This is a genomic window from Nonomuraea candida, from assembly GCF_000725485.1.
Taxonomy (GTDB): Bacteria; Actinomycetota; Actinomycetes; order Streptosporangiales; family Streptosporangiaceae; genus Nonomuraea; species Nonomuraea candida.
This window is the reverse complement of the sequence record NZ_JOAG01000042.1, coordinates 17,020-43,805: the sequence shown is the minus strand read 5'-3', so window position 1 is coordinate 43,805 and position 26,786 is coordinate 17,020. Positions and strand designations below refer to the sequence as shown.

Here is a 26,786-nt window from a genome sequence, read left to right as displayed (position 1 = left end):
ATCGGGCGTTCGGGTCCGGTTCGGAACTGCTTAGGGTGAGGTTCATGCGCTTCGCCGTACTGGGCCCGCTGGAGGTGGCCACGCACGACGGCCGCGCCGTGCGGGTGCCCGAGCTCAAGGTGCGCGCGCTGCTGGCGTGCCTGCTCGCCCACCGGGGCCGGGTCGTGCCGGCCGAGCGGCTGATCGACAACCTGTGGGGGCCGCGCCCGCCGGCCAGGCCGCTGGGCGCGCTGCGGGCCAGGGTGTCGCAACTGCGCAGGGCGCTCGACGAGGCCGAGCCGGGAGCCAGGGAGCTGGTCGTCAGCCGCCCGCCCGGCTACCTTGTCGATGGCGACACCGACGCGCGCCGCTTCCAGGAGGCCGTCGAGCGCTCCCGGGCCATGACCGGGCCGGGCGAGCGCGCCGCGCTGCTGGCCGAGGCGCTGTCGTGGTGGCGCGGGCCGGCCTTCGCCGACTTCGCCGGCGAGCCGCTGGTGCACGCCGCCGCGGCCCGGCTGGAGGAGCTGCGGCTGAGCGCCCTGGAGGACTACGCCGACGCGCGCCTCGCGCTGGGCCAGGACGCCTCCCAGGTCGGCGAGCTGGCCGAGCTGGCCGGGCAGCATCCCGCGCGGGAGCGTTTCCACGCCCTGCTCATGCGCGCGCTCTACCGCTCCGGCCGGCAGTCCGAGGCGCTGGAGGTCTACCGGGCCCTGCGTGAGCGCCTGCGTGACGAGCTGGGCCTCGACCCGGGCCCCGAGATCGTCGCCCTGCACCAGGCGATCCTGGAGCAGCGCCCCGGTCTGGGCCGCCCGCCGGGCACCCCCGCGCCGCTGCCCGCCCGGCTGCCCGAGCCGCTCACCGACCTGGTGGGCCGGGACGACGCGCTGGCCGACGTGGTCGCGCTGGCCGGCGCGGCGCGGCTGGTCACGCTCACCGGCGCCGGCGGCGTGGGCAAGAGCCGGCTCGCGCTGGAGGCCGCCCGCCGGCTGGCCGGCTCATACCCGGACGGGGCCTATCTGGTGGAGCTGTCGGCCGTGCCCGCGGGATCGCCGTCCGAGGCGGCCGCGGCGGTCGCGGCGGCGCTCGGGCTGCACGCCGACGGCCCGGCCGACCCGGGCGAGCGCGTCGCCGCGGCCGTCGGGGGCCGGCGGGCGCTGCTGGTGCTCGACAACTGCGAGCACGTCGTCGAGCCGGTGGCCAAGCTGACCGAGCTGCTGCTGCGCGCCGGCCCCGGGCCCCGCGTCATCGCCACCAGCAGGGAGCCGCTCGGGATCGCCGGCGAGGTGGTGCGCCAGGTCCCGCCGCTGGACCCCGGCGCCGCCGTGCGGCTGTTCGCCGCGCGCGCCGCCGAGGCCGCGCCGGGCTTCGCCCTGACGCCCGGCGACGCCGAGGCCGCCGAGCTGATCTGCCACCGGCTCGACGGCATCCCGCTGGCGCTGGAGCTGGCCGCCGCCCGGGTGCGGTCCCTGGGCGTGCGCGCCCTGGCAGAGCGGCTCGACGACCGCTTCCGCCTGCTGTCGGCCGGCCGCCGGGCCGGCCCCGCGCACCAGCGCACGCTCCGGGCCACGATCGACTGGAGCTGGGAGCTGCTGACCGAGCCGGAGCGCGTCGTGCTGCGCCGCCTGGCCGTGCAGGCGGGCGGCTGCACGCTGGAGGCCGCCGAACGGGTGTGCGCGGTGCCCATGCCGATCCCCGGCGGCCCGCCGGGCGACGCCGACCTGGCGGCCGAGGCCCAGTCCGTTGCCCGGTCCGGTGCGCAGTCCGTTGCCCAGTCCGGTGCCCAGTCCGGTGCCCAGCCCGCCGCCCAGCCCGCCGCCCGGCCGGACATCGAGCCGGGCGAGGTGGTGGACCTGCTGAGCCGGCTGGTGGACCGCTCGCTGGTGGTGCGGGCGGGAGACAGGTACCGGTTGCCGGAGTCGGTGGCGGCGTACGCGCTGGAGCGGCTGCGCGAGGCCGGCGAGCACGAGCGCGTGCTGCGCTGGTACGCCACCTACTACACCCAGCTCGCCGAGTGCGCCGAGGCCTACCGGAGCGGGCCGGCGCGGCACCGCTGGCTGCGGCGGCTGGACGCCGAGACCGCCAATCTCGGCGGCGCGCTGGAGGCGGCCCTGAGCCTGGGCGACACGCGGCTGGCCGGCCGGCTCACGGGCTCGCTCGGCTGGTACCGCGCGGGCGACGCCCGGGCCGGCCACGTCGTTCACTCGGCAGGGTCCGCGGGCCGGTCCGCCGGCCGTTCCGCGGGATCGCCCGCCTAGAGCGCCGCTCCCGGCGGGCGCACCATGAAGACGTCCACCTCGTCCTCGGTCTCCGGGGTGAAGCCGTGCCGCTCGTACAACCGGCGGGCCTGGCTGCCCTGCAGCACCTGCAGCCGGACCGTGGCGCTCTCGCGGTCGCAGCGCTCCAGCAGCCCGGCCAGCACGGCCGAGCCGATGCCCCTGCCCTGCACCCGCGGGTCCAGGTAGAAGTGCTCCAGCCAGTACGCGTCCCGCTCCGGCCGCAGCGCCACGCAGCCGGCCATCGTGCCGCCCACCTCGACCACCCAGGTGTGCGCGGGCGCGAACCCGTCGCGCAGCCGTTGCCGCACCCGGTGGGGGTCGTAGCGCCCGAGCCGGGTCAGGTCCGGCCGCAGCACGACGGCCCGCAACTCGGCCACCGCCTCGACGTCGGCCGCCGAAGCCGCCCGAAGGTTCCAATTCACCACAGGCGCGATGTTATCCAGCCAAAGTTCGCAGAACTCACCTAGGCCGGATCGGTGAAGGCGGCGTGCCGCGCGGTCGCGTCCGCCGCCGGGAGCAGGGGGCGGGCCGCCAGCCAGGCCGCCGCGCCCGCCGCGTCACCCGACGTCACGACCGTCTCGCCGGCCAGCAGCTCGCCCACCGCCCGCCGCACCGGCCCGTCGGTGGTCAGCACGCTGCCCGCCAGCACCACGGGCCCGGTCCGGTGGACCCGGCGCAGGGTCGTGACCAGGCATCCGGCCGCCTCCTGCACGATCTTGACGGCCACCGGGTCGCCGTCCATGGCGGCCCGGCTGACCAGCGGGGACAGCGCGGCCAGCCGCATGTGCTCGGCCTGCGCCAGCCGGACGATGCGGTCGGCCGCGAGGCGCGGCGTGGCCGGCCGCTCGTCGCCGAGGAAGTGCCGCACGACGAGCCCCGCCAGAACGCCTTCACCCTCCTCCGCCTTGCCGCCGGGGTCGGCGGGCGGCACGGGCATGCCGCGGTCGAGGGCCTCGATGACGTGCTTGGCGGCGGCGCGGCCGATCCAGAAGCCGGAGCCCGCGTCGCCGAGCAGCCAGCCCAGCGCGTCCGCGACCGCCACCCGCTCGTATCCCGCCACCCTGGCCGCCCCCGCCCCCGTGCCGGACATCAGCAAGGTCCCGTCGGGCGCGGCGGAGCCGGCGGCGTAGGCGGTGATGTCGTCGCCGACGCACTGCGGCGCGGCGGGGAGCCCGTGCGCGGCCCAGACGTCCGCCAGCGCGGTCACGATCTCCGGGCTGAGCCCCGCCACCCCGGCCAGCGAGGCGGCCACGCGCGGCGCGTTCCCGGCGGGCAGCGCCGCCTTCAGGGCGGTCGCGATCGCGGCCACCGCCTTGTCCAGCCCGTGGGCGGTGGGGTTGCCCGCCCCCGCCCGCGCGTATCCGACCCGGACCCCGTCCAGCCGGTGCACGGCGATGCGGGTGGAGGTGGCGCCGGCGTCGACGCCGACGACTAGCGATTGCGTCACGGTCCGAGTGTGGGGGTTGACGTGACGGAGAAGCAAGAATAATTTTCGCCAGAAGACCGGGTATCCGGAAGGAATATTCGTGACTTCAGGAGCGCTCGCGCGCGTCGAAACGGAACTGCCCGGTTTGCCGGAGGCGTTACGCAGGGTCGGCGAGGTGATCCTCGGCGATCCGGCGGAGGCCGCGCGGTCGACGATCATCGCCCTGGCCGAGCGCGCGGGCAGCTCGCCGGCCACGGTCACGAGGTTCTGCCGGGCCTTCGGCTTCTCCGGCTACGCCGAGCTGCGCGTCGCGCTGGCGACCGAGACCGGCAGGGCCGCCCAGGCCGGCTGGGGCGCGGGCGTCGGCCACGAGATCGGCCCCGACGACCCGCTCGACGCCGCCATCGAGGTGATGGCCGCCGCCGACACCCGGCTCATCCAGGACACCGCCGCCGGGCTCGACCCCATGGTCGTCGCCCAGGTGGCCGACGCGATCGTGGCCGCGCCGCGCGTCCTGCTCGTCGGCGTCTCCACCAGTGGCAACGTCGCCACCATGCTGGAGGGGCGGCTGCGCCGCATCGGCATCCCCGGCTGGAGCGCGGGCGACGCGCACGTGGCGCTGTCGGAGGCGGCGCTTCTGACGGCGGGCGACGTCGCCATCGGCATCAGCCACCGGGGCCGCACGCGGGAGGTCATGGAGTCGCTGGCCGAGGCCGGCAGCCACGGCGCGCTGACGGTCGCGGTCACCTCCTTCGCCCGCTCGCCGCTGGCCGAGCTGGCCGATCTGGTGCTGACCACGGCCAGCAGGGAGACCACGTTCCGGCTGGGCGGCCTGGCCGCGGTGCACTCGCAGCTGTTCGTGCTGGACGCGGTGTACGTGGCCGTCGCGCAACGCACCTACGAACGCACGAACGAGGCCTTCGAGCGCACCATCAGCGCCGTGGAGAGCCACCGAGTCGAGAGAGGCTGAATGACGTACGCATCCAAGGTCCTCGATCTGGCGGACCGGGTGGCGCGGAGCCAGGCCGGGCCGGTCCGCCGGGCCGCCGCGCTGCTCGTGACCGCGATCAGGGCGGGCGGTGTGGTAAACGCTTTCGGCTCCGGCCACTCCGAGGCCATCGCCATGGAGCTGGCCGGCCGGGCGGGCGGTCTCGTGCCGGGCAACCGCCTGAGCCCCAGGGACCTCGTCCTGTACGGCGGGCAGCCCCCGAGCGTGCTCACCCCCGAGCTGGAGCGCGACCCGGCCATCGCGCACCAGATCTACGACCTGGCCCCGGTCGCGCCCGAGGACGTGTTCGTGCTGATCTCCAGCTCGGGCGTGAACGGCGCGGTCGTCGAGCTGGCCCGGATCGTCAAGGACCGCGGCCACCCGCTCGTCGCCATCACCTCGGTCGAGCACAGCGGCCGCATGGCCTCCCGCCACCCGTCCGGCGGCAAGCTGATGGACCTGGCCGACGTGGTCCTGGACAACGGCGCGCCGTACGGCGACGCGATCCTCGACCTGCCGGGCGGCGGCCGCTACGGTGCGGTTTCCACGATCACCTCCGCCCTGCTGGCGCAGCTGGTGGTCACCGAGGCGGTGGACGAGCTCCTCGCGCTCGGCGAGACGCCTCCCATCTACCTGTCGGCCAACGTGACCGGCGGCGACGAGCACAACCAGGCCCTGGAGCGCCGTTACGCAGGGCGCATCAGGCGCGGAACATGAAAGGTCAGGAGTAGCCACCATGCCTCACACCCCCCACCTCAGCAGGCGAGAACTCCTCCGCGGCGCCGCGCTCGTGCCCGTGGCCGGCGCCCTGGCGGCGTGCGCCACGCCGCAGGCGCCGCCCGCCGCCTCCGGCTCGGCGGCCCCGGCCGCGACCAGCGCGGCCAACCCCTTCGGCGTGGCGGGCGACAAGCCGCTGGAGGTGTGGATCTTCGACGGCGGCTTCGGCCAGGACTACGCCAAGAACATCCACCAGCCGCTGTACAAGTCGAAGTACCCCGGCGCCGAGATCAAGCACAATGCCACCAAGGAGATCACCAAGGTCCTGCAGCCGCGCTTCGCGGGCGGCAACCCGCCGGACGTCATCGACAACTCCGGCGCCAACTTCATGGACTTCGGCGCCCTCTCCCAGGACGGCCAGCTCCAGGACCTGACCGCGCTGCTCGACGCGCCGAGCTGGGACGACCCGAACGTCAAGGTCAGGGACACCATCGACCAGTCCGTCATCGACATCGGCACCTACGACGGCAAGTTCAGCGTGCTCGGCTACGTGAACTACATCTTCGGCATCTGGTACTCGCAGAAGGCGTTCCGCGAGAACGGCTGGGAGCCGCCCAAGACCTGGGACGAGTTCCTGAAGCTCTGCGAGACGATCAAGAAGTCCGGCAAGATGGCCCCCTTCACCTACGCCGGCAAGCACCCGCAGTACCTGTACGAGCCGCTGGTCACCCTGGCCGCCAAGATCGGCGGCAACGAGGTGATGGTGAACATCGACAACCTCGAGGACGGCGCCTGGACCAGCGAGCCCATGAAGACCGCCGCCACCGCCTGGGCCGAGATCGGCGCGAAATATCTCATGCAGGGCACCGCCGGTCTCGACCACGTGCAGACCCAGACCGCCCAGAACAAGTACCAGGTGGCCATGCTGCCCTCCGGCTCGTGGCTGGAGAACGAGCAGAAGACCACCACCCCCGACGACTTCGAGTACGGCATGTTCACGCTGCCCGACCTCACCGGCTCCGACAAGCTGCCGTACGGCACGATCCACACCAGCCCCGGCGAGAACTTCATCGTCCCGTCCAAGAGCGCCAACCCGCAGGGCGGCATGGAGTACCTGCGCGCGATGCTGTCGAAGAAGGCGGCCGGCGACTTCAGCGAGCTGGTGCGCACCGTGACCGTGGTCAAGGGCGCCGGCGAGGGCCGGCAGCTGTCCCCGGGCGTCTCCAGCGCCACCGCGGCCGTCACCACGGCCGGCGAGAACGTCGTCTACTACATGTGGGAGCGCTGGTACGCCCAGCTCAAGGACGAGTGCAAGGCGGCCACCGGCGAGCTGATGAACGGCGGCCTGACGCCGGAGAAGTACCTGGAGCGCATGCAGAAGAAGGCCGACGAGATCAAGAACGACTCCTCCATCAAGAAGTTCACCCGCTCATGACGTTCAACCGCTATCGCCGCGGGCTGTTCATCGCCGCGTTCCTGGCGGCCCCGGTGGCGCTCTACCTGGTGTACGTCATCTCGCCGTACATCCAGGCGTTCTACATCTCGATGACGGACTGGCGGGGCGTCACGGCCTCGCCGGCCTTCATCGGGTTCGACAACTTCGTCCGGCTGTTCAACGACGGCAACTTCTGGAAGGCCGTCCAGCACAACGGCGCGCTCCTCCTGCTGCTGCCGCTGATCACGATCGTCATCGCGCTGTTCTTCGCCTTCCTGCTCAACGTGGGCGGGGCGAAGGGCAACGAGGGGATCGCCGGGTCGAAGTTCTACCGGGTGGTGTTCTTCTTCCCGCAGGTCCTGGCCGTCGCCGTGGTGGCGGTGCTGTTCCAGCAGGTGTTCCGGCCCGACGGCAGCGGCATGCTCAACGCGCCGCTGATGTCGCTCGGGCTCCAGCCGATCGGCTTCCTGTCCGACTCGGACGTGGCGTTCTGGTCGGTGCTGGGGGTGATGGTCTGGCAGGCGGTCGGCTTCTACGTGGTGCTGTTCTCCGCCGGCCTGGCCTCCATCCCCCGGGACATGTTCGAGGCGGCGCAGATCGACGGGGCCGGCCGGGTCAGCCTGTTCTTCCGCATCACGCTGCCGCTGCTGTGGGACACCGTCCAGGTGGCCTGGGTCTACCTGGGCATCCTCGCGCTGGACGTGTTCGCGATCGTGTGGGTGATGACCGACCAGCACGGCGGCCCGGACTGGTCGACGACGGTCATGGCCGCCGAGATCTACCGCAACGCCTTCGGCTACTTCAGGTTCGGCTACGCCTCGGCCCTGGGCGTGGTGATGTTCTTCTTCACCGTCGGGTTCGCGTTCCTGTCGCTCCGCCTGTCCCGACGCGAACGGATTGAGTACTGATGACCTCGATGACCTCCTGGACCGTGGCGAACTCCCGCAAGCTCGCCCGGCGGGAACGCCGGCGCAGGCTCGGCCCGCTCGGGATGCTGTCGCACCTCGCGCTGGCCGTGTGGACCGTCCTCGTGGTGGTGCCGATCCTGTGGACGTTCCTGGCCTCGGTCAAGAGCGAGGACGAGATCTTCGGCGACGCCTGGTCACTGCCGGCCGCGCTGCGCTGGGACAACTTCCAGCGCGCCTGGGACGACTTCCACATCGGCCAGTACATGCTGAACAGCGTCCTCGTCGTCTCGTTCAGCACGTTCGGCACGATGCTGCTCGGCTCGATGGCGGCCTACGTGCTGGCCCGGTATCCGTTCCGCGGCAACCGGGCCTTCTACCTGCTGTTCGTCTCCGGGCTGGCGTTCCCCGTCTACCTGGCGCTGACGCCGCTGTTCTTCGTGGTGCAGAACATGGGCAACGTGCCGCTGATCGGGCCGTTCATCGGGCTGAACACGCACGCGGGGATCGTGCTGGTGTACATCGCGTACTCGATGCCGTTCACGGTGTTCTTCCTGTCGGCGTTCTTCCGTACGCTGCCGACGGCGGTGGCGGAGGCGGCGATGGTCGACGGCGCCTCGCACACGCGCGTGTTCTTCCAGATCATGTTGCCGATGGCGCGGCCGGGCCTGGTGAGCATCACCATCTTCAACGTGCTCGGCCAGTGGAACCAGTACCAGCTGCCGCTGGTGCTGCTGCAGGACCGGGAGATGTGGGTGCTGCCCCAGGGCATCGCCGACATCTCCGCGGCGGCCGGATACGACCAGGACTGGTCGGCCATGTTCGCCGCGCTCACCCTGGCCATCCTGCCGATGCTGATCGTCTACACCGTCTTCCAGCGCCAGATCCAGTCCGGTCTGACGACGGGAGCCCTGAAATAGCACGCATGCTGCTCGTACGGCGGAGAAGGTGACGGGACCCTGCGGCGAACCGGCAGGAGGCCGCCCGCCCGGGGAGTGGCGCCGGCCGCCCGGACTCACGGGTCGCCGGTGGCGGCCCCGCAGTGCGCCGCCACCTGCCGCAGCGCCTCCAGCAGCTCGCCGGGCCCGTCCACCGTGAAGGGCAGGCCCAGCGCCGCCAGGTAGACGGCCAGCGTCAGGGGCGTGCCCGCGCCGATGTGCAGCAGGCAGCGGTCGTCGCCGAGGTGCTCCACCCGGGCCACCGGCGGCACCCGCTCGCTCACCACCGCGGCCGGCGCGTGCACGGTCGCGACCGTGCGGCACGGCCCGAGCGTCGAGGCGACGCCCCTGGTCACGAAGTCGATCGCGTCCCCCGCGGGCATCGGCCGCCCCGGGAAGGACGGCCCCGGCGGCGTGCGCGGCGTCAGCCGGTCGATCCGGAACGTCCGCCACTCCTCCCGCCCGAGGTCCCACGCCACCAGGTACCAGCGCCGCCCGGTCGAGACCAGCCGGTGCGGCTCGGTGTCGCGCACGGTGGCGTTGCCGTCGTGGTCGCGGTAGTCGAAGCGCAGCCGCCGCCGGTCCCGGCAGGCCGCGGCGAGCGTGGCCAGCACGTCCGGGTCCACCGCCGGCCCCGTCCCCGGCACGGGCACCATGTACGCCGCCAGCGCCGCCAGCCGGGGCCGCAACCGGGCCGGCAGCACCTGTTCGAGCTTGGCCAGCGCGCGCAGCGAGGTCTCCTCGATGCCGCCCACCGTCTGAGCCGCCGCCGTGCGCAGCCCCACCGCCACCGCGACCGCCTCCTCGTCGTCCAGCAGCAGGGGCGGCAGCCGGGCGCCGGAGCCCAGCCGGTAGCCGCCCGCCGTGCCGGACGTGGCCGAGACCGGGTAGCCGAGGTCGCGCAGCCGCTCGACGTCGGAGCGGATGGTGCGGGTGCTGACCCCGAGCCGGTCGGCCAGCTCGGGGCCGGGCCAGTCGGTGCGGGACTGGAGCAGCGACAACAGCCGCAGCAGCCGCGCCGCGGGATCTCTGGTGGTCACGGGAGTTCATCCTCGCGCACCTCGCGGAAGTCCTGCTTCCGCGAGGGCTGTCATGGTGAGGGCTCCCTCTGACGAAGACGGTGAAAGGGAGTCTCATGACCGCAGCAGTGGTGACGGGTGGATCGCGCGGCATCGGCCGGGCCGTGGTGGAGCGGCTGGCGGGCGACGGCGCGACCGTGGTGTTCAGCTACGTGGCCGACGAGCAGGCGGCGCGGCTGGTGGAGGAGGTTTGCGACGGGCGGGCGGTCGCCGTACGGGCGGACTCGGCCGACCCCGGCCAGGTGGAGTCGCTGTTCGCCGCCGCGGACCGGGTGTTCGCCGACCGGGCGGCGGGCCCGCTGACCGCGCTGGTGAACAACGCGGGCGTGATGGAGCACACGCCGATCGACGCGCTGACCCCCGAGGCGTTCGAGCGGGTGATGGCGGTCAACGTCCGGGGCGCGTTCTTCGCGGTGCGGGCGGCGGCGCGCCGGATGGCCGACGGCGGCCGGATCGTCACCGTCTCCTCCACCGGCACCGCCTGGCCCAGCCCGGGCGAGTCGGTCTACGCGGCGAGCAAGGCCGCCGTCGAGCAGCTCACCCGGGTCGCCTCGCGCGAGCTGGGACGGCGCGGGATCACCGTCAACGCGGTCTCGCCCGGCCCGACCGACACCGACCTGCTGCGCGCCGGGGTGTCGCCGGAGGGCATGGCCGGGGTCGCGCACATGACGGCGCTGGGCCGCGTGGGCGTGCCCGCCGACATCGCCTCGGTGGTCGCGCTGCTGCTGAGCCCGGACGCCGCCTGGCTCACCGGCCAGAACCTCACCGCGGACGGCGGCCTGGTGTGACCACTCGTGTGATCGCTCGTGTGATCACTGGTGTGACCGCCGGCCGCTGGTGATCGGCGGCTTGCGGTGACCGCCGCCCGCCGACGATCAGGCGCCGAGTTCGGCGCGCAGGCGGCGGGTGGCCGCGACCACGTTGGCCAGGGAGGCCTCGGCCTCCTCGTACGTACGGGTCTTCAGCCCGCAGTCCGGGTTGACCCACACCCGCTCCACCGGCAGGGCCGACACCGTCCGCCGCAGCAGCGACTCGACCTCCCCGGCCGAGGGCACGCGCGGGGAGTGGATGTCGTAGACGCCGGGCCCCAGCCCCCGGCCGAAGGACGACACCGCGCCCAGGATCCGCGCGCCGGAGCGGGCGGACTCGATCGTGGTGACGTCGGCGTCCAGGCCGTCGATGGCGGCCAGGATCTCATCGGCGTCGGAGTAGCACAGGTGGGTGTGGATCTGGGTACGGTCACCCGCCCCCGACGTGGCCCGCCGGTACGCCGCCACCGCCCACTCCAGATAGTCGGCCTGCGCCGCCCGCCGCAGCGGCAGCAGCTCGCGCAGCGCCGGCTCGTCCACCTGGATGATCGACACCCCGGCCGCCTCCAGGTCCCGTACCTCCTCCCGCACCGCGTCCGCCACCTGGAACACCACGTCACGCAGCGGCAGGTCGTCACGGACGAACGACCAGGCCACGATCGTGACGGGGCCGGTGAGCATGCCCTTGACCGGCAGGTCCGTGAGCGACTGCGCGTACCGGGCCCACCGCACGGTGATCGGCCCCGGCCGGCTCACGTCGCCGTGCAGGATCGGCGGCCGCGTGCAGCGAGATCCGTACGACTGCACCCAGCCGTTCCTGGTCACCGCGAACCCGTCGAGGTGCTCGGCGAAGTACTGCACCATGTCGTTGCGCTCCGGCTCCCCGTGCACGAGGACGTCGAGGCCGAGCCGCTCCTGCGCGCGGATCACGCGCTCGATCTCGGCCTCGACCCGGGCCTCGTAGCCGGCCTGCGACAGCGTGCCGGCCGCCACCGCGGCGCGGGCCGCGCGCAGCTCGCCGGTCTGCGGGAACGAGCCGATCGTGGTGGTCGGCAGCAGGGGCAGCCGCAGGTGCCCGGCCTGGGCGGCGGCGCGCACCGCGTACGGGGAGCGCTCCGCCACCGGCGCGGGCTCCGACAGCGCCACGGACGGCTCCTCGCCCCCGCCCCCGCTTCCGACCGGCGCCTCCCCGCCCAGGGCCTCCCCGGTCTGTGCGGCGCCGGTCTGTGCTCGGCCGGGACCGGCGGGGGCCGGGGCGCCGGCGTGGGCGGCGGCCAGCGCGACCACCTCGGCCACCTTCTCCTCCGCGAACGCCAGCCGCCCCCGCAGCTCCGGCGCGAGGTCGGGCTCGTCCGCCACCGAGTACGGCACATGGAGCAGCGAGCAGGACGTGCCCACCACCACCCGCGCCGCCCCCGTGGCCCGTACCGCCGCCAGGGCGGCCGAGGCCCGGGCGGCCGGCGTGCGCCACACGTCACGCCCGGACACGACCCCCGCCACCACGGTCTTCCCGCTCAGGTCGACGCCGGGAGCCGCGCCGGCCACCACTGTCCGGCCGCCCGCGTCCACGCCGGGAACGCCGCCCCGCACCAGGTCGAGCCCGATCGCCTCGACCGGCGTGCCGGCCAGCACGGGCAGCGACTCGCCCAGGTCCCCGAAGGAGGAGGCGACGAACAGCCCGGGCCGCGGCCCGAACGAGCCCAGCCGCTCGTACGCTGCCCGCACGGCGGCCAGCTCCTCCGCCGTCCGGTCGCCCACCAGCGCGGGCTCGTCGAGCTGCACCCACGCGACCCCCTCGGCGGCCAGCGCGGCCAGCAGCTCCTCGTAACAGCCCAGCACCTCCTCCAGCCGGTCGAGCGCCGAGCTCAGCAGCAGGAACGTCACCGGCCCCACCACCACGGGCCGCGTCTCGTACCCCAGCGCCCGCGCCTCCCGCACCTCGCCCAGCGGCTTGGCCGCGTCGAGCGCGAACACGGTCTCCGGCCCGATCTCGGGCACGATGTAGTGGTAGTTGGTGTCGAACCACTTCGTCATCCGCAGCGGCGCCAGCCCGTCGGTGCCCCTGGCCATCGCGAAGTAGGGGTCGGCGGCGTCGCGGTAGCGCGCGGGCACCGCGCCGAGCAGCACCGCCGTGTCCAGCACCTGGTCGTAGAGCGAGAACGTGTTCGACGGCAGCCCTTCCAGCCCGAGCTCGGCCAGCCTGCGCCAGGTCCGCTCCCGCAGCCCGGCGCCCACGGCGTCGAGCTCGGCCCGGGTCGAGCGCCCGGCCCAGTAGGACTCCAGCGCCCGCTTCAGCTCCCTGCGCGGCCCGATCCGCGGATAGCCGAGCACGGTGGACCGGGGAAACGCCGCCTGGTGACCGGCGGGCTGGGGAAATGACGACATCGTGGACTCCCTCATCTGGATCAGGTCGCTGGGAATCCTGCCGAGCCCTCCGATGTCGTGCACCATGGATTGATGCTGCTTATGCTCAGGGAGATCCACTGCTTCACCAGGGTCGCCGACCGGCTCAGCTTCTCGGCCGCCGCCGCCGACCTGGGGATGTCCCAGCCCGCCATGAGCCAGGCCATCACCCGGCTCGAACGCGCCGCCGGCGTCCGCCTCTTCCAGCGGACGGCGCGCGAAGTGCGGCTGACGGCGGAGGGCAAGGCGCTGCTGGCGTACGCGGAGCAGGTGATCGACTCGGTGCGGGCGTTCGGCGCGGAAGCCGCCCGGCTGGCGAGGCCCACCATTCACCTGGCTTATCCACCACTCGTCGGGGCGCTCGCCGCGCGCATCGCGAGGAGGCTGGCGGGGCGCTCGCCCGCCATCGGCGTGGAGCTGCGCGCGGCCGGGCGGGGCGAGGCGGCGCGGGCGCTGGCGGACGGCGAGGTGTCGGCGGCGATCCTGGCCACGCCGGCGCCCGCGCCGTTCGTCACGGCGGCCAGGTTCCACGTCACCGTCGATCACCTGGCCGTCCCCGCCGGGCACCGGCTGGAGTCGTGGCCCCGGGTCGGCGCGGCCGAGCTGGGCGGACAGGTGCTGCTCACGCCGGGCGACCGCCCCTGGCAGGGGCTGCCCGGCCGCACCCGGCTGGTGCCCGGCGACGACTTCGCGGCCGCGCTCGACCTGGTGGCGGCCGGGGCCGGGGTGCTGCCCATCCCGCAGCTCCTGGTCAGGACGGTCCGGCGGGAGGACGTGCGCTTCGTGCCGCTGGACGCGGGCGGCCTGCGCATCACGTACGCGCTGGCGTGGTCGCGCGAACGGGTCACCCCGGAGCTGATGGCCCTGGTCCAGGCCGTCCAGGACGCCCTGTGGACCAGGTGAGGGGTCAGATGCCGGCCAGCATGCCGCCGTCCACCAGCACCGACACCCCGGTCAGGAAGCTCATGTCGTCGGAGGCCAGCGCCAGGGCCGCGTTGGCCATCTCGGCCGGCTGGGCCATGCGCTTGAGCCCGTCGATGCCCGGCTGCTCGCCGGCCTTGAGCGCCTTCCACTGCTCGTCGTTCGCCTCGGGGGCCAGGATGGGGCGCCAGGCGTCCACCATGGCGGTGTCGGTGGTGCCGGGGGAGAGCGCGACGACCCGGATGCCCGCGGAGCCGTACTCGATGGCGGCGCCGCGCACCAGGCCGGTGACCGCCCCCTTGCTCGCGGCGTAGGCGGTGATGAACTCCCTGGTGGCGAACTCGTTGGCCGAGCCCGTCACCAGGATCACCCCGCCGCCGGACGCGGTGATGTGCGGAGCCTGGTGCTTGATGCCGAGGAACACCGCCCTGGCGTTGGTGGCCAGGGTGTCCTCCCACTCGGCGACGCTCATGTCGGCGATGCGCTTGCGGTACTGGATGCCGGCGTTGTTCAGCGCGATGTGCAGGCCGCCGTACTTCTGGGCGACCCGGTCCACGAACGTCTTGATCTGGCCCGGGTCGCGGACGTCGGCCCTGATGTAGGTGGCCTCGCCGCCCTTGCGCCGGATCTCCCGCTCGACCTCGCGGCCGAGGTTCTCGCGCCGGCCGCAGAAGCCCACCTTGGCGCCCTCGCCGGCGAAGGCGAGCGCGGCCGCCCTGCCGATGCCGGAGGTGGCGCCGGTGACGAGCACCACCTTGCCCTCGTAGCGCCGGGCCGGGGGCGCCGTCGCCGCCGAGGCCGGGGCGGTCGTGCCCGCCTGCGCCAGGCCGATCATCCCGGCCGCCCCGGCCGCCCCCGCGAGCAGCGAACGGCGCCCCATGGAACTGGTCATGCTGAACCCCCAGAAAAGATACGAGCGATCACTCGTGAAATATACGAGTCATCGCTCGCGTCATGCAAGGGGGGCATCCGGTCAGCGAGAGCCGGGCCGCGGGCCGACGTACCTGAGGATCCACAGGCCCTGGTTCTTGTCGGTGATGTAGATGTGGCCGCGCCGGTCCACGACCACGTCTTCCGTCTGCAGGACGGGCGGGGCGTCGGCGGGCTCACCCTCGCGGGGCAGGGGCAGGGGGCCGTAGCGCTTGCGGGGCTCGGGCGGGACGAAGTAGCCGACCTCGCGCGGCAGCCGCGTGTTCGTCACGTCGTAGACGCGCAGCCCGGCGTTGAAGTGGGCCATGTAGAACAGCCCGTTCATGGGCTGCACGTCGGGGCTGTAGAGGTGGTGGTTCATGTTGTGCGGGCCCGACCAGCCGCCCCGGGTCGTGAAGTCGTCGTACGGCGCGCCCGCCGGCGGGATCGGCTCCGGCAGCAGCGACAGCAGGAACGGGTTCGCCGGGTCGGAGATGTCGATGATCGAGGAGTGGTGCGCCGGGCCCGTGCCGTAGGAGATGTTCTCGGAATTGGCGAAGGCGATGCCGCGCTCCGGGATCGGCAGCACGCCGTGGACGCCGAACTGGGCGTGGAAGGGCGGGCTGAACGGCAGGTGCCCCACCTGCCGCGGGCGCGAGACGTCCGAGATGTCGAGGATGATCAGCCCCGCCGCCCCGTAGGGCAGGTAGACGAGGTCGCCCACGGGGTACGGCGGGCCGTGCAGGTGCACGTGGGCGCCGTTGCCGCAGCAGAAGCCATGGGCGTGCGGCGCGCCCGCCGGCGGGGGCGTGGCCCGGCCCCGTTCCTGGCCGGGCACCCACCACCGGCCCGCGATCCGCGGCGCGCGGCGGTCGGAGATGTCGAGGATGACGTAGATGTTGCCGGTGAACCCGGGCATCGCCGCCGACAGGTGCACCAGGTCGCCGCCCGCGTAGAGGTTGCGATGCGTGCCCGTGCCGCCCGTCTTCCAGTGGGAGAGCTGAACCGGCCGTGCCGGGTCCGAGATGTCCCAGATCAGCACCCCTTCCAGGAAGGGCACCGTCGGGTCCGAGCCGGGCGCGCCCTCGGGGAACACCTTCTCCATCGCCGTGATCATCGTGTCGCCGTGCAGCGTGACCTGGTTGCCGATGGTGTTGCCCTGCGGCCCGGGGATCGGGGTGAACCGCAGCACCTTCGCCGCGGCCGGGTCCGTCACGTCCACGACGCTCCACCCGGCCTCCCAGAAGTGGCCGGTGTAGAGGTACCAGCGGCCGTTCTGCTTCTTGATCGACATCTTGAACGCGGGCCGCTCGTCGAGGTCGCAGTAGCCGAGCACCTCGACGTTGCGGGCGTAGGCGCCCTTGGGCGGGCGCACCGTGACGTCTCTCGTGGCGTCTTTCGCGGCGTCTCCTTCGGCGTCCCCCTGGCGGGAGCCGGCGCGCGCGGCGGGCGCGCCGGCGAGCGCCGCCGCCGCTCCCGCCGTGGCGCCCAGCATGGCGGCCGACGCGCGCAGGGTCTCTCTTCTGGACATGGGCTGACCGGGCAAGGGCTTCCCCCTCGATCGTCGTTCCTGGCTCGACCAGGGTTGACCGGGAAGGAGTGATACGTCCAATATCTGATTCGGTGCCGACAAATAGCGATCGCGTATCAAGCGGCTCCGACCTGCGGCGGATGGAGTACTTCGTCGCCGTGGCCGAAGAGCTGCACTTCGGCCGGGCCGCCCGCCGGCTGCACATGTCACAGCCGCCGCTCAGCACCCAGATCCAGCGGCTGGAGCAGGAGGTCGGGGTCCGGCTGCTGCGCCGTACCAAGAGGAGCGTCGAGCTGACGGCGGCGGGAGAGGTGTTCCTGGGCGAGGCGCGGGCCACGCTGCGGCAGGCCGCCCGCGCCGGCGAGCGGGCCCGCGCGGCGGCGCGGGGCGAGCTGGGCCGGCTCGACCTCGGCGTGGTGGATGCCGCGCTCTACGGCGTGGCCCCGGAGCTCATCCGCCGGTTCACCGAGCGGTGTCCCCAGGTGGAGCTGACCGTGAGCGAGCGTCGCGGCGACGAGCAACTGGCGCTGATCGAGGAGGGGAGGCTGCACGCGGGCATCCTGCACCCGCCGGCGCACCGGCCGGAGGTGGCCGTGATGGAGCTGCACACCGAGCCGTACGTGCTGGCGCTGCCGGAGGGCCACCCGCTGGCCGCCCGCGAGGGCGTGACGCTGGCCGAGGCGTGCGCGCAACCGCTCATCCAGGCGCCCAGGTCCGTCAACCCCGAGGGGTACGACAGCGTGATCGCGGCCTGCCGGGAGCGGGGGCTGCGCCCGCGCATCGCCAGGGAGGCCAGCCCCAAGCAGACGATCATCGCGCTCGTGGCCGCCGGGCTCGGCGCGTCGGTGGTGCCGGCCGCGCTGCGCCGGCACCCGTACCCGGGGGTGGTGTACCGGCCGATCGAGGACGCCGGTTTCGTCCTCACCACCGCGCTGGCCTGGCGCCGCCGCGACCCCGAGCCGACCGTGACGGCGCTCGCGGAGGTGGCCCGGTCGCTGCGCGCCGAGTGGAGCCGCGCCGAGTGGAGCCGCGCCGAGTGGAGCCGCGCGGAGCGGGACGGCGGCGAGCGGGACCGGGTGGAGTGAGGTCAGGTGGCGGGGAGGTTCTTCAGGGCCTCGCGGCGGCTCAGGCCGGTGATGCCCTTGGCCTTGACGTAGCGCAGCACCTCACCGGGATTGCACTTGGCGTATTCGCGTAACGCCCAGCCGATCGCCTTGCGGGCGAAGAAGTCGTTGTCGGACAGGCTGGGCTCGATGCAGGCGTACAGCAGCGCGGTGTCGGTGCGCGACTTGAAGCGGTTCTGGCACAGGATGGCCGTGCGCCGCTTCCACAGGTCGCCGTCGTGGGCCCACTCCAGCATGAGCGGCCGCATCGCGTCGGGGTAGGCGGCCAGCAGGCCGCCGATCCGGTGGGTGGCCAGCTCGTCCACCAGGTCCCACCAGGCGCCGGAGACGATCATCTCCTCGTACATCGGCACCGTGTAGAGGGTCTGGAACTCCCGGTAGAGGTGGTGGCCGGACAGGTCGATGGCCGCGTAGCGCTCCTCGCGGTATTCGGCCTCCCGCCACAGCGCCAGCACGGCGCGCCGCCACTCCGGCGCGCTGTCCAGCCGGTGCTCGGCGAAGACCCGGCGCAGCGCCGCCCGCCGGGGCACCGCCTGCACGCCCAGGAACGGCATCGGCGACTTCATGTAGGCGCGCATGGTCTCGGCCTTGCCCGGCTCGGCCGCCTCCTGCAGTGCCAGGCGCACCGCCTTGCCGAGGCTCATCCCTTGTGGGTGGTGCGCTCGCCGGTCGCGAGCCCGTCGAAGAGCACCGTGATGTAGTGCTCGGCCAGCGCGGTGGTGTTGAGCCTGCCGCCGGGACGGAACCAGCGCACCGCCACCCAGATCGTGTCGCGGATCATCCGGTAGGTGAGCTTGGGATCGACGTCGGGCCGGAACAGCCCGGCCGCCTGCCCGGCCTTGATCTGCGTCACCCACATCTGCTCGACCTCGTCCTCGGCCTTGACCAGGTAGTTGAAGCGCTCGAACTGCCGCAGGTAGTTCCAGTCGTTCTGCATCACGGTGATGGCGGCGCGGTGGGGCTCCAGCGTGCCGAAGCCGATGCGCACCATCTCCGACAGCACCGTGCGGGCGTCGGAGCCGCTGTCGAGGGCCGCGCGGTAGCGGGCGATCAGGTCGTCGAGGAAGGTGGACAGCACCTCGTCGACGATCGTCTCCTTGGAGTCGAAGTGGTGGTAGAGACTTCCCGAGAGGATGCCGGCCTCATCGGCGATCTCGCGTACGGTCGTGGCTTGGAAGCCCTTGCGCGCGAAGAGCTCCGCGGCGAGCTTGACGAGGTGGTCACGGCGCTCTGACGCCGGCCCCGATGAGGTCGTGCGCTGGCGCTTCGCCGGGGTGGTGGTCGTGCCGGAGTTCTTTCGCGTGGTCACGTCACCATTATGAGCCCTCAGACAATCGCTTGTTCGCCTGACCGGCCCTGCTCATACGGCGTTCCCGCGTATACCAAGCGCTTGCTACGATGCGGGGATGAGCGAGGCGTACATCGTCGGCGCCGTCCGCACCCCCGTCGGGCGCCGGAACGGCGGCCTGGCCGCGGCCCACCCCGCCGACCTCGGGGCGCACGTGCTCAGGGAGCTGATGGAGCGCGCCGGCGCCGAGCCGGCCGCCGTCGAGGACGTGATCTTCGGCTGCGTGGACACGATCGGCCCGCAGGCCGGCGACGTCGCGCGCACCTGCTGGCTGGCCGCCGGGCTGCCGGAGGAGGTGCCGGGCGTCACGGTCGACCGCCAGTGCGGCTCCGCGCAGCAGGCGCTGCACTTCGCCGCCCAGGCCGTGCTGTCCGGCACGAACGACCTGGTGGTGGCCGGGGGCGTGCAGAACATGACGATGGTGCCCATCTCGTCCGCGATGCTCGCGGGCCGCCCGCTCGGCCACGAGAGCCCCTTCTCGGGCTCCAAGGGCTGGACGCGGCGGTACGGCGCCCAGGAGGTCTCCCAGTTCGCCGCCGCCGAGATGATCGCCGCCCGGTGGGACCTCTCCCGGGAGGAGATGGAGGCGTACGCGTACGAGTCGCACCGCCGCGCCCTGCGCGCCATCGAGGCCGGGCACTTCCGGCGCGAGATCGCCCCCTACGAGGGCGTCGCCACCGACGAGGGCCCGCGCGCCGACACCACCCCCGAGCGGATGGCCGCGCTCAAGCCCCTGACCGAGGGCGGCCGCCTGACCGCCGCCCTGGCCTCGCAGATCTCCGACGGCGCCGCCGCCCTGCTCGTCGCCTCGCCCCGCGCCGTACGCGAGCACGGCCTGACCCCGCGCGCCCGCGTGCACCACCTGTCGGCGCGCGGCGACGACCCGATCATGATGCTCACCGCCCCGATCCCCGCCACCGCGCACGCGCTCGCCAGGACCGGCCTGTCCATCGGCGACTTCGACGCCATCGAGATCAACGAGGCGTTCGCGCCGGTCGTGCTGGCCTGGATCAAGGAGACCGGCGCCGACCCGGCCAGGGTCAACCCCAACGGCGGCGCCATCGCGCTCGGCCACCCCCTCGGCGCGACCGGCGCGGTGCTGGCGGTCAAGCTGCTGCACGAGCTGGAGCGCACCGAAGGCAGGTACGGCCTGCTGACCATGTGCGAGGGAGGCGGTCAGGCGAACGTCACCGTCATCGAACGCCTGACTCCCGCACCCTGAAGACAGGGCGAATCCCTTCACCCTCGGCGTCGCCTCCGGCGCGCATCTGCGGTTCTTCGACGGCCGTCGCGGTCACCCGGCGTGCACGGCCGGGCCCGAGGAGTCGCGGGCGGCCTTCCGCGCGGTGGCTTCGCGGACGGCGAGGGCGCGCCGGTGCGCACGGTGAGGGAGCTTGTGACGGATGGGAGCGGGTTGACGTCAGAAAATACGTCTAGCAAATAAGAAACTTTCCTATTAGATTCTGGGGCATGCCCCTGAGCGGTGACCTGCTTCGCCTCGCCGACGCCGTCCTCTTCCCCGGATTCCCCGGCCACACCCCGCCCGACTGGCTGCGCCGCCGGCTCGGCCGGGGACTGGCGGGCGTCGCCCTGTTCTCCCGCAACATCGCCGACGCCGCCCAGGTGGCCCGGCTGACCGCCGCGCTGCGCGCCGAGAACCCCTCCGTGCTGGTCGGCGTGGACGAGGAGTCCGGCGACGTCACCAGGCTGGAGGCGGCCACCGGCAGCAGCCGCCCCGGCGGATACGCCCTCGGCGTCGTGGACGACGTGGCGCTCACCGAGTCGCTGGCCAGGGACCTCGGCCACGACCTGGCCAGGGTGGGCATCACGATCGACTTCGCCCCCTCGGCCGACGTGAACTCCAACCCCGACAACCCCGTCATCGGCCTGCGCGCCTTCGGCGCCGACCCGTCCCTGGTCGCCCGGCACACCAGGGCGTTCGTCCGGGGCCTGCAGTCGGCCGGGGTGGCCGCCTGCGCCAAGCACTTCCCGGGGCACGGGGACACCTCCGTCGACTCCCATCACGGCGTGCCGGTCGTCGCCGAGAGCGGGATCGACGACGCGCTGCTGCCCTTCCGCGAGGCCATCGCCGAGGGGGTCAAGGTCATCATGACGGGGCATCTCCTGGTGCCCTCGTACGACGCCGAACGGCCCGCCACGCTCAGCACCAAGGTCCTGACCGGGCTGCTGCGCGAGGAGCTGGGCTTCGACGGCGTGATCATCACGGACGGCATCGAGATGGCGGCGGTGGCGGGGGCGTACGGGATCGGGGGCGCCTCCGCCCGCGCCATAGCCGCCGGCGCGGACGCCGTCTGCGTCGGCGGCGAGCATGCCGACGAGGCCACCGCCGCCGGGATCCGCGACGCGATCGCGGCGGCGGTGACCGAGGGGCTGCTGCCCGAGGAGCGACTGGCCGACGCCGCTCGAAGGGTCCGCGAGCTGGCCGCCTGGGCCGCCTCCTCGGGCAGCCCGGCCGCTCCTCCCGGCGGCCCGGTCACCCTCACGGGCGGCCCGGCCACTCTTACGGGCGGCCCGGTCGCTTCCTCCGGCGGCCCGGCCGGCCTTCCGGGCGGGCCGGGCTTCGGCGACGGTGAGGTCGGGCTGGTCGCGGCGCGGCGGGCCGTCCGCGTCACCCGCCGCTCCACCGCGCCCGTCCTGCCGCTCACCACGCCCCCGTACGTCGTGGAGCTGGCCCCCGAGATGAACCTGGCCATCGACAGGAACACCCCGTGGGGCGTCGGCGCGCCGCTCAGCCGGCTGCTCCCCGGCACCACGGTCGTCCGCCTGGTCGCGGGACAGACCGCCGGGCCCGAGCTGGAACGCCTGCTCGGCCAGGCCGCCGGCCGGCCGCTCGTCGTCGTGGTCAGGGACGTGCACCGCTACGCCTGGCAGTCCGAGGCCCTGCGGCACCTGCTCAGCGCCCGCCCCGACGCCGTGGTGGTGGAGATGGGCCTGCCCGCCCGCTCCGACCTGGGCGCCGTGCACATCGCCACGTACGGCGCCGCCCGCGTCTGCGGCCAGGCCGCGGCGGAGGCGCTGACCGGTAGTCTCTGACGGTGGAATTCGACGGTGAGGATCTTTCACACAGGGCATTGGGCGATCGGCTGCCGGCGGGGGAGACGCACGTCTTCCGCGGCTGCGACCTGACCGAGACCGACCTGTGGGGCGCCTCGCTGGCCGAGGCCCGCTTCGAGTCCTGCGTGCTGGACCGGACCGACTTCCGCAAGGCCGACCTCGACGGGGCGGTGTTCACCGGCGGGGGCGGGATGGGGGCCAGGTTCAACGACGCCGACCTCATCGACGTCAGCTTCACCGACGTGGACCTGTCGTCGGCCCAGTTCGGGGGCGCCCTGCTGACCGACGTCTCCTTCACGGGCTGCCGCATGATCGGCGCCTCCCTGACCGGCTCGCGCGGCACCGGCTTCAGGGTCAGCCGCTCCAACCTGACCCTGGCCAACCTCGGCGGCTGCTCCCTGCGCAAGGAGGTCATCGAGGGCGTGCGCTTCGACGACGCCGACCTGTCGGGCTGCGACTTCACCGAGGCCACGCTGAGCGACTGCCGGCTGCGCGGCACGCGGCTGCTCAACACGAAGTTCGCCAAGGCCGACCTGCGCGGGGCCGACCTGGGGGAGCCCGACGACGCCAAGCTGCGGGCGTTCGCGGGCGCCGTCATCACCCAGGCCCAGGCCAACGCCATCCTCGCCGCCCGCGGCATCACCGTCCTGTGACCCGCCGCCCCGCCGAGCCATGGCGGGTCAGGGGAGGCGGGTGAGGGTTTCGGTGGCTTCGGTCATGATGCGGGCGATCAGGTCGTGGCAGGACGGCAGGTCGTCGATGACGCCCACGACCTGGCCCGAGGCCATCACGCCGAGATCGACCCGTCCTTCCACCATGGCCGCGCGCAGCAGCACGGGCGTGTTCGCCGCCTGGAGCACCTGCGCCCACGTCAGCTCGCGCCCGCGCCGCATCCGGCGCCCCTCGCGCAGCATCGAGCGCCACGACAACCCCGACAGCCGCTTGAACCTGGCCCCGTTCACCACCGCCCGCAGCAGCCGGGAGCGTTCGAGCGAGGCCACGAACGGCGTGCTGAGCACCCGGTGCGGCACGCCGTCCACGTTCCTGGTCACCACGGTCTCGCGGGCGGCCAGGTAGAACCTCTTCACCTCCTCGGGCACCGGCGAGTCGCTGGTCAGCAGGAAGCGGGTGCCCATGGCGATCCCGCACGCCCCGTACGCCAGCGCCGCCACCAGCCCCCGCCCGTCGAAGAAGCCGCCCGCCGCGATCACCGGGATGTCCACCGCGTCCACGACCTGCGGCAGCAGCAGCGTGGTGGCCAGCGGGCCGGTGTGCCCGCCGCCCTCGCCACCCTGGACGATCACCGCGTCCGCGCCCCACGCCGCGACCTTCTCCGCGTGCCGCCGCGCCCCGACCGACGGGATCGTCAGCACGCCCGCGTCCTTGAGCCGCGCGATCAGCTCCCCGCGCGGCGCCATCGCGAACGACGCCACCCGCACGCCCTCGCCGATCAGCACCTCCACCCGCTCGGCCGCGTCGTCGGCGTCGGCGCGGATGTTCACCCCGAAGGGCGCCTCGGTGCGCTCCTTCACCCGCCGGATGGCCGCCCGCATCTCGGGCACCGACAAGGTGGCCGCCCCGATCACGCCCAGCCCGCCCGCCTGGGAGGTGGCCGCCGCCAGCCGGGCGCCGGCGACGTACCCCATGCCGGTCTGCACGATCGGATGCCGGCACCCGACCAGCGACGTCAGCGCCGTGTTCACCCCACGACCTCCCCGGCCGCCCTCACGCCGCCACCTCCCGGTCGCGCAGCCGGGCGGGGTCGAGGCGGTCCAGGACGCGCAGCTCCTCGGCGGACGGCTCCCGCGTCAGGGGGACCTCGCGGGGCAGGTCCAGCTCGAAGCCCGTGGCGGCCACCACGTCGGCCACGCTCACCCCGGGGTGCACCGACACCAGCCGCATCGTCCCGCCGGGCGCGCCGAAGTCCAGCACGGCCAGGTCCGTCACCACCCGCCGCAGCTCGTACGCCCCCCGATCCGTCCCCAGCCCGCTGACCAGGTCCACCTCCGCGACGAACGCGCGCCGTGAATGCCGGGGGATCCAGTAGCTCGTCGGGTCGCAGCGCGTGTTCCCCGGCGCGCCGCGCACCCCGAGCAGTTGCGCCTTGGGCCGCGCCCAGTCGCCGACGCAGGAGATGTTGGTGTTGCCGTACCGGTCGATCTGGCTCGCCCCGAGCATGACGTGCCGCCGCCCGTTCAGCACCAGCCACAGGTGCTCGCGGAACGGCAGCCACCCCTCCACCACCTCCGGCGCCTCGCCCAGCGCGGGCACGTCGCCGGTGAGGAGGCAGACGCCGTCGTGCGTGAGCAGCTCGGGCTCGAACGTCAGCCGCGCCAGCCGCGCCGCCAGCACCGTGATCGCGCCGCCGATCCCGGCCGCGAGGATCTCCCCGTCGCCCCTGAACGCCTCCGCGCACGCCACCACGCACACGTCAGCCCTGCTCACGGGATTCCTCCACGTAGCGCCGCTGCGCCGCCTCGTCGCGCCCGTAGTCCGGCTCGCACGAGGTGAACCCGGCCCCGCCCGGCGCCTCCACCACGCCCGCCACCATCGACCGGCTGATCAGCAACGACTGCACGGGACCCTCCTTGAGCAGGTCGGCGGTGTCCACCACCCGCTCGCACGAGACGTAGCACCGCGCGGCGGCCTTGGCGTAGAGGTCGTCGAAGTAGGGATCGGGCCCCAGGTACTGGGCGTTGCCCCGCGCGTCGGCCCGGTTCAGGTGCACCAGCGCCACGTCCATGGTCAGCGCCGGCACCGCGACCAGCTCCTCGCCGTCGGCGTAGGGGGAGCGCACCGTGCGCAGGCCCGGGTTGACGCGCATGACGTCCGAGCCCAGCCCCGCCCGCGTCGGCAGGAACGGCAGCCGGTGCGCGGCGGCCAGCAGCCCGAACATGAACATGCCCTCGTCGTACTCGGTGAACTCGATCTCCCCGGCCTGCCTGGCGCGCCGGAAGTTCGGCTCCAGGGGGATGGAGTCGAGCGTGACGAACGGGGCCACGACCCTGCGCACCTTCCCGGCCGCGCAGAGCATGCCGACGTCGGGGCCGCCGTACGAGACGATCGTCAGGCCGGTGGCCGGGGCGCGGATGAGGGCCCGGACGAGCGCCATCGGCTTGCGGCGCGAGCCCCAGCCGCCGATCCCGACCGTCATCCCGCTCTCCACCGACTCGGCCACCCGCTCGGCCGTCATCAGCTTGATCACGTGAAGCGCTCCCGGTGCCGGTCGCCGATGCCCATGAGGTTCAGCTCGAAGGTGAAGCCCTGCTCGAAGCGGTAGCTGCGGTTGACGTCGACGGGGTCGATGCCGTTGAGCGACTCCTTGGCCCGTCGGATGACGTACGGGTCCTTGGCCGCGATCTGCCCGGCCACCTCCATGGCGGCCTCGCGCAGCTTGTCACGCGGCACCACCTCCAGCACGGACCCGAACGCGTGCAGCTCGGCGGCCGTCACGTTCCTGCACGTGTAGACCATGGCGCGGACCAGGTGCCCCGGCACCAGCCTGGACAGGTGCGTGGCCGCGCCCAGCGCGCCCCGGTCCACCTCCGGCAGCCCGAAGTAGGCGTCCTCGGCGGCCACCACGATGTCGGCGTTGCCCGCCAGCCCGATGCCGCCGCCGAGGCAGAAGCCGTGCACGGCCGCGATCACGGGGACGGCGCACTCGTACACGGCGGCGAACGCCGCGTGGCAGGCGCGGTTGGCCCCGACCAGGGCGGTGAAGCCCTCGGTGTCCCGCATCTCCTTGATGTCCACCCCGGCGTTGAACCCGCGCCCCTCGGCCCGCAGCACGACGACCCGCGTCCCGGGGTCCTCCCCGGCCTCCCGCACGGCCCGCGCCAGCTCCTCCCAGCCCCGCACCGGCAGGGCGTTGACCGGCGGGACGTCCACGACCACCTCGGCGACCGGCCCCGCCCGCAGTGAGATCCCCAATGTACCTCCCTAACGCTTGCTTGGTACGGTAGCACCCGTGACCGTGACTTACGACTACGCGGGCAAGTCCGTCCTGGTGACCGGTGGCACCAGGGGCATCGGCGCGGGCATCGCCGCCGCCTTCCGCGCCGCGGGCGCCGAGGTCACCGTCTGCGCCCGCACCCCACCGGAACCCGCCTCCCCGGAAGGGGCCGGGGACGGCTCCGTCCGGGCCTCCCCTGAAGGGGCCGGGATCAGGTCCGCCAGGGCCTCCACCGGTGGGGCCGGGATCAGGTTCGTGCGGGCCGACGTGCGCGACCCCGAGGAGGTCGACCGGCTGATCGGCACGTTCGACCGGCTCGACGTCGTGGTCAACAACGCCGGCGGCTCGCCCCCCGCCCCCGTGGACGGCACCTCCCCGCGCCTGCACGCCCGCGTCATCGAGCTCAACCTGACGGCCCCGCTCCTGGTCGCGCAGCGCGCCTACCCGCTGCTCGCGGCCACGGGCGGGGCCGTCGTGATGATCGGCAGCGCCGGCGGCGCCCGCCCCTCGCCCGGCACCTCCGCGTACGGCGCCGCCAAGGCCGGCCTGCACCACCTGGCCCGCTGCCTGGCCGCCGAGTGGGCCCCGCTGGTGCGGGTCAACACGGTCGTCGTGGGCCTGGCCGCCACCCGGGAGGCGTCGGACCACTACGGGGGCCGCTCCGACCTGGACGGCAGGGCCATCCCGGCCGGCCGCATGGCCACCCCCGCCGACGTGGCCGCGGCCTGCCTGTGGCTGGCCGCCCCCGGCTACGTGACCGGCGCCGAGGTGCGGGTGGACGGCGGCGGCGAGATCCCCGCCTGGCGCCACCTGGTCACGGAGCCCTGAGCGCCGGGCGGGCGGCGGACCGCCCGGTCGCTTCGCGGGAGTGGCGAGCCGGTGCGGGCCACCTGGGACGAGCCGGTGCGGGCCACCTGGGACGAGCCGGTGCGGGTCACCCGGGACGAGCCGGTGCGGGTCAGCCGGGAGGC

Annotated in this window: 25 protein-coding genes; 13 read left to right on the top strand and 12 right to left on the bottom strand. The window is 73.7% G+C overall.

The window, feature by feature from the left end; genetic code table 11:
- The first annotated feature begins 44 nt into the window (after positions 1–44).
- On the top strand, positions 45–2,234 hold the full coding sequence (locus IO39_RS33520; protein WP_063765390.1) for an AfsR/SARP family transcriptional regulator: 2,190 nt from the start codon (positions 45–47) through the stop codon (positions 2,232–2,234).
- Here IO39_RS33520 and IO39_RS33515 read toward each other — a convergent pair.
- On the bottom strand, positions 2,231–2,677 hold the full coding sequence (locus tag IO39_RS33515) for a GNAT family N-acetyltransferase (RefSeq protein ID WP_245642449.1): 447 nt from the start codon (positions 2,675–2,677) through the stop codon (positions 2,231–2,233). The two genes, IO39_RS33520 and IO39_RS33515, sit on opposite strands and share 4 nt — an antisense overlap.
- 41 nt (positions 2,678–2,718) lie before the next feature.
- Positions 2,719–3,702 carry an N-acetylglucosamine kinase gene (locus IO39_RS33510; RefSeq protein ID WP_043631699.1) on the bottom strand — a complete coding sequence of 328 codons (984 nt, stop codon included), beginning with the start codon at positions 3,700–3,702 and terminating at the stop codon, positions 2,719–2,721.
- Between the two features lie 79 nt (positions 3,703–3,781).
- On the opposite strand from IO39_RS33510, the gene IO39_RS33505 reads away from it, so the two are divergent.
- The 5 genes from IO39_RS33505 to IO39_RS33485 are packed head-to-tail and all read left to right on the top strand — an operon-like array spanning position 3,782 to position 8,646.
- Positions 3,782–4,651 (top strand): MurR/RpiR family transcriptional regulator, encoded by an 870-nt coding sequence (locus IO39_RS33505; RefSeq protein ID WP_084773923.1) that lies wholly within the window; start codon positions 3,782–3,784, stop codon positions 4,649–4,651.
- A complete protein-coding gene (locus IO39_RS33500; protein WP_043631695.1) occupies positions 4,652–5,386 on the top strand; it encodes a sugar isomerase domain-containing protein in 735 nt (244 codons plus the stop codon).
- Between the two features lie 19 nt (positions 5,387–5,405).
- A complete protein-coding gene (gene ngcE / locus IO39_RS33495; protein WP_043631693.1) occupies positions 5,406–6,821 on the top strand; it encodes an N-acetylglucosamine/diacetylchitobiose ABC transporter substrate-binding protein in 1,416 nt (471 codons plus the stop codon).
- On the top strand, positions 6,818–7,729 hold the full coding sequence (locus IO39_RS33490; protein ID WP_043631692.1) for a carbohydrate ABC transporter permease: 912 nt from the start codon (positions 6,818–6,820) through the stop codon (positions 7,727–7,729). The genes ngcE and IO39_RS33490 overlap by 4 nt, the downstream gene beginning before the upstream one ends.
- The gene (locus tag IO39_RS33485; protein WP_157549207.1) at positions 7,729–8,646 is read left to right on the top strand and encodes a carbohydrate ABC transporter permease; all 918 of its coding nucleotides are present in this window, start codon (positions 7,729–7,731) and stop codon (positions 8,644–8,646) included. The genes IO39_RS33490 and IO39_RS33485 overlap by 1 nt, the downstream gene beginning before the upstream one ends.
- A 95-nt stretch (positions 8,647–8,741) precedes the next feature.
- On the opposite strand, the gene IO39_RS33480 is transcribed toward IO39_RS33485, so the two are convergent.
- A complete protein-coding gene (locus IO39_RS33480) occupies positions 8,742–9,704 on the bottom strand; it encodes a helix-turn-helix transcriptional regulator (RefSeq protein ID WP_043631689.1) in 963 nt (320 codons plus the stop codon).
- Between the two features lie 95 nt (positions 9,705–9,799).
- Between IO39_RS33480 and IO39_RS33475 the strand changes: the two genes are divergently transcribed.
- Positions 9,800–10,531 carry an SDR family oxidoreductase gene (locus IO39_RS33475; RefSeq protein ID WP_043631686.1) on the top strand — a complete coding sequence of 244 codons (732 nt, stop codon included), beginning with the start codon at positions 9,800–9,802 and terminating at the stop codon, positions 10,529–10,531.
- Between the two features lie 87 nt (positions 10,532–10,618).
- On the opposite strand, the gene metE is transcribed toward IO39_RS33475, so the two are convergent.
- Complete coding sequence (gene metE / locus IO39_RS33470; protein WP_052423695.1) at positions 10,619–12,937, bottom strand: 5-methyltetrahydropteroyltriglutamate--homocysteine S-methyltransferase; 2,319 nt, start codon at positions 12,935–12,937, stop codon at positions 10,619–10,621.
- A gap of 72 nt (positions 12,938–13,009) precedes the next feature.
- On the opposite strand from metE, the gene IO39_RS51195 reads away from it, so the two are divergent.
- A complete protein-coding gene (locus IO39_RS51195; RefSeq protein WP_084773921.1) occupies positions 13,010–13,858 on the top strand; it encodes a LysR family transcriptional regulator in 849 nt (282 codons plus the stop codon).
- 4 nt (positions 13,859–13,862) lie between these two features.
- Here the strand turns inward: IO39_RS51195 and IO39_RS33460 are convergent, their stop codons facing one another.
- Together IO39_RS33460 and IO39_RS33455 are read right to left on the bottom strand one after the other, a co-directional pair.
- On the bottom strand, positions 13,863–14,768 hold the full coding sequence (locus IO39_RS33460) for an SDR family NAD(P)-dependent oxidoreductase (RefSeq protein WP_043631685.1): 906 nt from the start codon (positions 14,766–14,768) through the stop codon (positions 13,863–13,865).
- Positions 14,769–14,849: 81 nt separating this feature from the next.
- Complete coding sequence (locus tag IO39_RS33455) at positions 14,850–16,316, bottom strand: LVIVD repeat-containing protein (protein ID WP_043631684.1); 1,467 nt, start codon at positions 16,314–16,316, stop codon at positions 14,850–14,852.
- A 140-nt stretch (positions 16,317–16,456) separates the two neighbouring features.
- On the opposite strand from IO39_RS33455, the gene IO39_RS33450 reads away from it, so the two are divergent.
- Positions 16,457–17,401: a LysR family transcriptional regulator gene (locus IO39_RS33450; protein WP_063765389.1), complete on the top strand. Its 945-nt coding sequence runs from the start codon at positions 16,457–16,459 to the stop codon at positions 17,399–17,401.
- A gap of 2 nt (positions 17,402–17,403) precedes the next feature.
- Here the strand turns inward: IO39_RS33450 and IO39_RS33445 are convergent, their stop codons facing one another.
- Together IO39_RS33445 and IO39_RS33440 are read right to left on the bottom strand one after the other, a co-directional pair.
- Complete coding sequence (locus tag IO39_RS33445) at positions 17,404–18,084, bottom strand: DNA alkylation repair protein (protein WP_043631682.1); 681 nt, start codon at positions 18,082–18,084, stop codon at positions 17,404–17,406.
- Entirely contained in the window at positions 18,081–18,749 is a 669-nt protein-coding gene (locus tag IO39_RS33440; protein WP_043631678.1) for a TetR/AcrR family transcriptional regulator, read from the bottom strand. The genes IO39_RS33445 and IO39_RS33440 overlap by 4 nt, the downstream gene beginning before the upstream one ends.
- 97 nt (positions 18,750–18,846) lie before the next feature.
- Here IO39_RS33440 and IO39_RS33435 point away from each other — a divergent pair, with 97 nt between their 5' ends.
- The 3 genes from IO39_RS33435 (at position 18,847) to IO39_RS33425 (ending at position 22,516) form a co-directional block, all read left to right on the top strand.
- Positions 18,847–20,010, top strand: coding sequence for an acetyl-CoA C-acetyltransferase (locus IO39_RS33435; RefSeq protein WP_043631675.1), 1,164 nt, complete (start codon positions 18,847–18,849; stop codon positions 20,008–20,010).
- 248 nt (positions 20,011–20,258) lie between these two features.
- Entirely contained in the window at positions 20,259–21,842 is a 1,584-nt protein-coding gene (locus IO39_RS33430; protein WP_043631673.1) for a glycoside hydrolase family 3 protein, read from the top strand.
- Positions 21,843–21,844: 2 nt separating this feature from the next.
- Positions 21,845–22,516 (top strand): pentapeptide repeat-containing protein, encoded by a 672-nt coding sequence (locus tag IO39_RS33425; RefSeq protein ID WP_169789169.1) that lies wholly within the window; start codon positions 21,845–21,847, stop codon positions 22,514–22,516.
- A 27-nt stretch (positions 22,517–22,543) separates the two neighbouring features.
- Here IO39_RS33425 and IO39_RS33420 read toward each other — a convergent pair whose 3' ends face one another.
- The 4 genes from IO39_RS33420 to IO39_RS33405 are packed head-to-tail and all read right to left on the bottom strand — an operon-like array spanning position 22,544 to position 25,793.
- The gene (locus IO39_RS33420) at positions 22,544–23,566 is read right to left on the bottom strand and encodes an NAD(P)H-dependent flavin oxidoreductase (RefSeq protein WP_043631668.1); all 1,023 of its coding nucleotides are present in this window, start codon (positions 23,564–23,566) and stop codon (positions 22,544–22,546) included.
- 22 nt (positions 23,567–23,588) lie between these two features.
- Positions 23,589–24,308: a CoA-transferase subunit beta gene (locus IO39_RS33415; protein WP_043631664.1), complete on the bottom strand. Its 720-nt coding sequence runs from the start codon at positions 24,306–24,308 to the stop codon at positions 23,589–23,591.
- A complete protein-coding gene (locus IO39_RS33410) occupies positions 24,295–25,056 on the bottom strand; it encodes a CoA transferase subunit A (RefSeq protein ID WP_043631903.1) in 762 nt (253 codons plus the stop codon). The genes IO39_RS33415 and IO39_RS33410 overlap by 14 nt, the downstream gene beginning before the upstream one ends.
- Positions 25,057–25,064: 8 nt before the next feature.
- Complete coding sequence (locus IO39_RS33405; RefSeq protein WP_043631661.1) at positions 25,065–25,793, bottom strand: enoyl-CoA hydratase family protein; 729 nt, start codon at positions 25,791–25,793, stop codon at positions 25,065–25,067.
- A gap of 37 nt (positions 25,794–25,830) precedes the next feature.
- Between IO39_RS33405 and IO39_RS33400 the strand changes: the two genes are divergently transcribed.
- A complete protein-coding gene (locus IO39_RS33400; protein WP_043631658.1) occupies positions 25,831–26,643 on the top strand; it encodes an SDR family oxidoreductase in 813 nt (270 codons plus the stop codon).
- The last annotated feature ends 143 nt before the right edge of the window (positions 26,644–26,786 follow it).

Excerpts from the sequence above, each read along its gene's own strand:
- IO39_RS33520 (WP_063765390.1), top strand. The coding sequence starts at position 45 with ATGCGCTTCGCCGTACTGGGCCCGCTGGAGGTGGCCACGCACGACGGC.
- IO39_RS33500 (WP_043631695.1), top strand. The coding sequence starts at position 4,652 with ATGACGTACGCATCCAAGGTCCTCGATCTGGCGGACCGGGTGGCGCGG.
- ngcE (WP_043631693.1), top strand. The coding sequence starts at position 5,406 with ATGCCTCACACCCCCCACCTCAGCAGGCGAGAACTCCTCCGCGGCGCC.
- IO39_RS33490 (WP_043631692.1), top strand. The coding sequence starts at position 6,818 with ATGACGTTCAACCGCTATCGCCGCGGGCTGTTCATCGCCGCGTTCCTG.
- IO39_RS33485 (WP_157549207.1), top strand. The coding sequence starts at position 7,729 with ATGACCTCGATGACCTCCTGGACCGTGGCGAACTCCCGCAAGCTCGCC.
- IO39_RS33475 (WP_043631686.1), top strand. The coding sequence starts at position 9,800 with ATGACCGCAGCAGTGGTGACGGGTGGATCGCGCGGCATCGGCCGGGCC.
- metE (WP_052423695.1), bottom strand. The coding sequence starts at position 12,937 with ATGTCGTCATTTCCCCAGCCCGCCGGTCACCAGGCGGCGTTTCCCCGG.
- IO39_RS51195 (WP_084773921.1), top strand. The coding sequence starts at position 13,010 with ATGCTGCTTATGCTCAGGGAGATCCACTGCTTCACCAGGGTCGCCGAC.
- IO39_RS33460 (WP_043631685.1), bottom strand. The coding sequence starts at position 14,768 with ATGACCAGTTCCATGGGGCGCCGTTCGCTGCTCGCGGGGGCGGCCGGG.
- IO39_RS33455 (WP_043631684.1), bottom strand. The coding sequence starts at position 16,316 with ATGTCCAGAAGAGAGACCCTGCGCGCGTCGGCCGCCATGCTGGGCGCC.
- IO39_RS33450 (WP_063765389.1), top strand. The coding sequence starts at position 16,457 with ATGGAGTACTTCGTCGCCGTGGCCGAAGAGCTGCACTTCGGCCGGGCC.
- IO39_RS33445 (WP_043631682.1), bottom strand. The coding sequence starts at position 18,084 with ATGAGCCTCGGCAAGGCGGTGCGCCTGGCACTGCAGGAGGCGGCCGAG.
- IO39_RS33435 (WP_043631675.1), top strand. The coding sequence starts at position 18,847 with ATGAGCGAGGCGTACATCGTCGGCGCCGTCCGCACCCCCGTCGGGCGC.
- IO39_RS33430 (WP_043631673.1), top strand. The coding sequence starts at position 20,259 with ATGCCCCTGAGCGGTGACCTGCTTCGCCTCGCCGACGCCGTCCTCTTC.
- IO39_RS33410 (WP_043631903.1), bottom strand. The coding sequence starts at position 25,056 with ATGACGGCCGAGCGGGTGGCCGAGTCGGTGGAGAGCGGGATGACGGTC.